General features: G+C 42.1%; 4 protein-coding genes. All 4 read right to left on the bottom strand.

Translation table 11 applies throughout. The features are described from left to right. Window positions 1–635, bottom strand: a 635-nt coding sequence (locus AC29Z1_RS13675) for a signal recognition particle receptor subunit alpha (protein WP_488272009.1), incomplete at its 3' end; no start/stop codon positions are given. A gap of 5 nt (window positions 636–640) precedes the next feature. Continuing rightward, on the bottom strand, window positions 641–1,009 hold the full coding sequence (ylxM, locus tag AC29Z1_RS13680) for a YlxM family DNA-binding protein (protein ID WP_488272010.1): 369 nt from the start codon (window positions 1,007–1,009) through the stop codon (window positions 641–643). A gap of 82 nt (window positions 1,010–1,091) precedes the next feature. Continuing rightward, window positions 1,092–2,009 (bottom strand): signal recognition particle-docking protein FtsY, encoded by a 918-nt coding sequence (ftsY, locus tag AC29Z1_RS13685; protein WP_488272011.1) that lies wholly within the window; start codon window positions 2,007–2,009, stop codon window positions 1,092–1,094. 168 nt (window positions 2,010–2,177) lie between these two features. Continuing rightward, window positions 2,178–4,718 (bottom strand): chromosome segregation protein SMC (gene smc / locus AC29Z1_RS13690; protein WP_488272012.1); only part of this gene is annotated, 2,541 nt, incomplete at its 5' end.

The raw sequence follows: 4,718 nt of genomic DNA on the forward strand, positions 1-4,718 counted from the left end.
TTGACCGTATGCTTAATGGCTTTAAGCTCATTCATGAGTTCTTCATTTATGTGCAAACGGCCGGCAGTATCAATAATCACTATATCGCGGGCCATCATTAGTGCTTGGTCAACGGCTGCTTTCGCAATATTGACTGGATTTTCCTGACCCATAGTAAATACCGGAATTTCCAGTTTTTCACCCAGTACCTGCAACTGCTTTATCGCTGCCGGACGATAAATATCGGCAGCTACCATTAAAGGCCGTTTACCTTGCCGTTTTAAAAGATGTGCCAGTTTACCAGCCGTTGTTGTTTTACCTGCACCTTGCAAGCCTACAAGCATAATAACCGTCGGAGGACGGGATGCTATCGCAATACGGCTTTGAGTACCACCCATCAGGTTGGTAAGTTCTTCATTAACAATCTTTATAACATGTTGAGCAGGTGTTAGGCTTTCCAATACTTCTTGGCCTATTGCCCGCTCTTTGATTTTAGCAATCAAATCTTTTACGACTTTAAAATTAACATCAGCTTCCAAGAGGGCCATCCGCACCTCTTTGAGCGCATCAACAACATCACTTTCCGAGAGTTTGCCTCTACCACGTAATTTTTTAAACGTTTGCTGAAGCTTATCAGCCAAACTTTCAAAAATCATTTATATTACACCTCCCGGGTGTCTTCTAACAGTACACTTAATTTCGCTATGGCCTGATTCAGTTCAGGCAACTGCCGTATCTGGGGCGGTAACTGCTCTAATTGGCTGACAGCTTCAGCAAGCAGCTTACGCTCTTCCCAATAACGGGCAGCTAGTCCTAATTTATCTTCATATTCTTCCAATGTCTGTTCGGCTCGCCGCAGAATGTCATGCACCGCTTGGCGTGACACGCCAAATTGTTCAGCAATTTCAGCCAGTGACAAATCTTGTAGATAGTGCATATTAAGACAATCACGCTGTTTTTCTGTCAAGAGCGCATGATAAAAATCATACAATTGCCCTACTCTTAACACTTTGTTTAACATGCGGTCCATAGCCATCACCTGCTTGCAGTGACAAGGAAAATTCCTTTACACGACAGATTATATACTAAAATCCAACGCATGTCAAGTAAAATTACTTGTCAGTAAATAAAGCCGCTGCAAAGTCTGTAGGCACGAAAGGACGTAAATCATTAACCCCTTCGCCTACACCTACCCATTTCACTGGCAAACCCAGTTCGTTGTTAATAGCGATGACTACGCCGCCCTTAGCTGTGCCGTCAAGTTTGGTCAATACTACTCCTGTAAGCTTAACAGCATCACCAAATAACTTTGCTTGACTAATAGCATTCTGACCTGTTGTGGCATCAAGCACCAATAAAGTCTCATGCGGTGCTGCTGGTATTTCTTTGGCTATAACTCTGTTAATTTTTTTCAGTTCTTCCATCAAGTTCGATTTAGTATGCAAGCGGCCAGCAGTATCAATAATCACTATATCTATTTTCCTGGATTTAGCAGCCTGAACAGCATCAAACGCTACCGCCGCGGGATCAGAACCTTCTGCATGTTTAATGACTTCAACACCAGTTCTCTGCCCCCAGATTTCTAGCTGATCAATGGCAGCAGCGCGGAAGGTATCACCAGCGGCCAATAGTACTTTTTTGCCAGTTTCACGATAATAGTTGGCTAATTTTCCAATTGTCGTTGTCTTTCCTACGCCATTTACACCCACAACCAGTATGACGACAGGTGGCTCATGCCTAACAGTGTCATTTTGGAATTGACCTGCCAGCATAGCACTAATTTTTTCTTTTAAAAAAGGTTTAAGGTCATCAGGTGAATTAATGGCCTTTTCTTTAATGCCTTTTCGAATTTCCGCCATTAATTTGTTGGTCGTTGTTACTCCAACATCTGCAGACAGCAATACCGCTTCCAAATCATCAAGAAATTCGTCATCAATTTTGGCATACCCCATAACCAACTGCTCAATTTTTTCCGTAAAACTCTTTCTTGTTTTTTCCAAACCAGCTTTTAATTTATCGAAAAATCCCATTGTACATTCCTCCGAATTCGATTTATTGTTATCCGCTGACTAACCTGCGCTAAAATCCCTCTTCTGGAAACAGGAACTATCCCCCTACGGGCACAGGCGAGCGGCTAAGCCCCTGGATAATTCACCAAACATTCAGATGGGTTAATCTCCGTCTGAATTAGTCTTTATTTATCCGGCTTTGTCCATAAGTTTTACAGAAACCAGCCGTGATACTCCTGACTCTTCCATTGTTACACCATGCATAACGTCAGCTGCTTCCATCGTACCTTTGCGGTGGGTAACAATAATGAATTGAGTATTTTGCGCATAATCACGCAAAAATTCACTAAACCGTTGGACATTAGCTTCATCTAGCGCGGCATCAATTTCATCAACCACACAAAATGGCGCCGGACGATAGGTTAAGATCGCAAAAAGTAACGCAATAACGGTAAGGGCTCTCTCTCCACCTGACAGCAGTGCCAGATTTTGCAGCTTTTTTCCTGGCGGCTGAACAATAATATCTATACCTGTCTCTAGAATATTACCTGGCTCCATCAGCACCAGTTCAGCACGTCCACCACCAAACAAACGAGTAAACACATCGCCAAAATATTGATTTATAGCTTTGAATGCTGTATTAAATTGCCGTGACATTGTACTATCAATATCTTTTATGACTGATGCCAGATACTCCTTGGCCTGCACTAAATCAGCAATTTGCCCCTGTAAAAAAGCATAACGTTCCTGGACACGATCATATTCCTCGATAGCTGCCGGGTTAACAGGTCCAAGTGCTGTTATTTGTTTTTCGAGATCAGCTATGTTTTTACGTAGTTGCTCAATGCTATCTGACCGTTTTAATGCGTGAGCCTCCTCGATAGTGAGGGCAAGTTGCCCAGTAAGCTGCTCGTGGCAATTCGTTACTTCATATGTATATTTTGTAATCAATAAATCGATCTCATGAAGTTTATTTTGCAATTCAGCACTTTGGCGGCGTAAATCTTTTAGTTCTTTATCGAATCGCCCGATGGCTGCCAGTTTATCCAGTTTATCCGCATACAGTGTTTGGCGTATATCGACTAAACGGCATTTATCCTGTAACCATCTTTCCCTGTTTTCTGATAGTAAGACCAGTTCTGCTTGCGCTTGTCCACTCTCACTCTCAATTTGTTTTCTCTCAGAATGGATGCGGGCAAGTTGAGTATCTAAAGATGCTAAAAGCTGTTTAACCTGCTCACAAGCAAAAGTTGTAGCAGTTACTTCTTGGGTAAGAGCGCTCAGTCTAATTTTAGTATCTGTTAATTCCTCTCCAAGAATTTGCAGCTCATCTCGCATGAGTTTATATTGTTTTTGCCAATCTTCCACCTGTGATTTATGACTAATCTCCTGACTTTCCAAAGAAGCAATACGGTTTTGACTTTGTTTAATTTTTTGTTGACAAGCAGCTATTTCGCGCTGTCCGTCTGCCTCTTCAGCCGTTATCGTGTTAATCGCCAATTGGCAGTGTTCAGCCTCAGTTCTAGCTGTATCAATATGAATGGCTAATTCAGCTTGACGCAGTTCTATTTCTTTTACATTATTTTCATAGCTAGTTAGTTGTGAGCTACACTCAGTTATAGCAGCCGCAAGCGAGAGTTTTTCCTGTTCATACGCTTCCCGTTGTTCTTTTAACGTTATCAAACTTTGTTTAAGTATATCAATTTCGTTATTTCTCGCAATAAAGCTAGCTTCTTTACGGCCCATACTGCCACCAGTCAATGATCCGCCAGGATTAATAAGTTCACCGTCAAGGGTAACAATTTTAACCGAAAACCCGCAATTACGCGCAATCGCTAGGGCATGATCAATGGTTTTAGCAATAATAACTCGTCCTAACAAATAATTTACTACCGGTCGAAAACGCTCATTGACCTCAACCACATCGGCGGCAAATCCTAAGGCGCCTGGCTGATTAGCAGCCAGTATCTCAGCTTCTTTAGGCTTGTTTATCCTAATGGTATTCAACGGCAAAAAAGTTGCCCGGCCCAAATTCTGGGTTTTCAAGAAATGAATGGCTTGTTTGGCTGTCTGATCGGCATCTACAACAAGATACTGTTGAGCACCACCCAGTGCAACTTCAATGGCGGTAACGTATTTATCCGGTACCGTCAAGAGTTGGGCAACTGCACCACAAATCCCCTTACGCCAGGCACTCTGGCTTTTTAGTATGGCTTTGATGGATCGGCTAAAGCCTTCTAATTCTTGCTGCATACTTGTCAAAACAGCCAGCCGGGATGAGATTTCATTTAACTTAGTAGTAAGTTGCTGCTCCTTGTCTTCAATAAGTTTATAGTCACATTCCAAATTAGCCTTGTTTTGCTGTACAAGGCTAATTTGAGCTGCAAACTCTTTTCGCCGTTCAGTCAGCGCTTGGATCTCTGTCTTGAACTGACTATACTTACCCTCAAATTCCTGTTGCCGACTTACATAACTCTCACGTTCTTTAGCTAAATGGTTTTGTTTTGCTGTCAACGTGGCTAAATCACGTTCAAGCATCCGCAGAGCGTTCCGCTCATTCACTAATTGTTGTAAATTATCAAAAGTCAGTTCTTTGCCTGTTTCGATTTGCTGCTCAAGCTCTCTAATAGTAGAAACCAGATACTCGTTCTGCCTGTTTTTTTCTGCTAATGTCTTTTTGAGAGTAACAAGTTGTTCTTGTTTAACCTCTAGTTCGCAATAAAAATCCTG

Source organism: Sporomusa sp., from assembly GCF_057736855.1.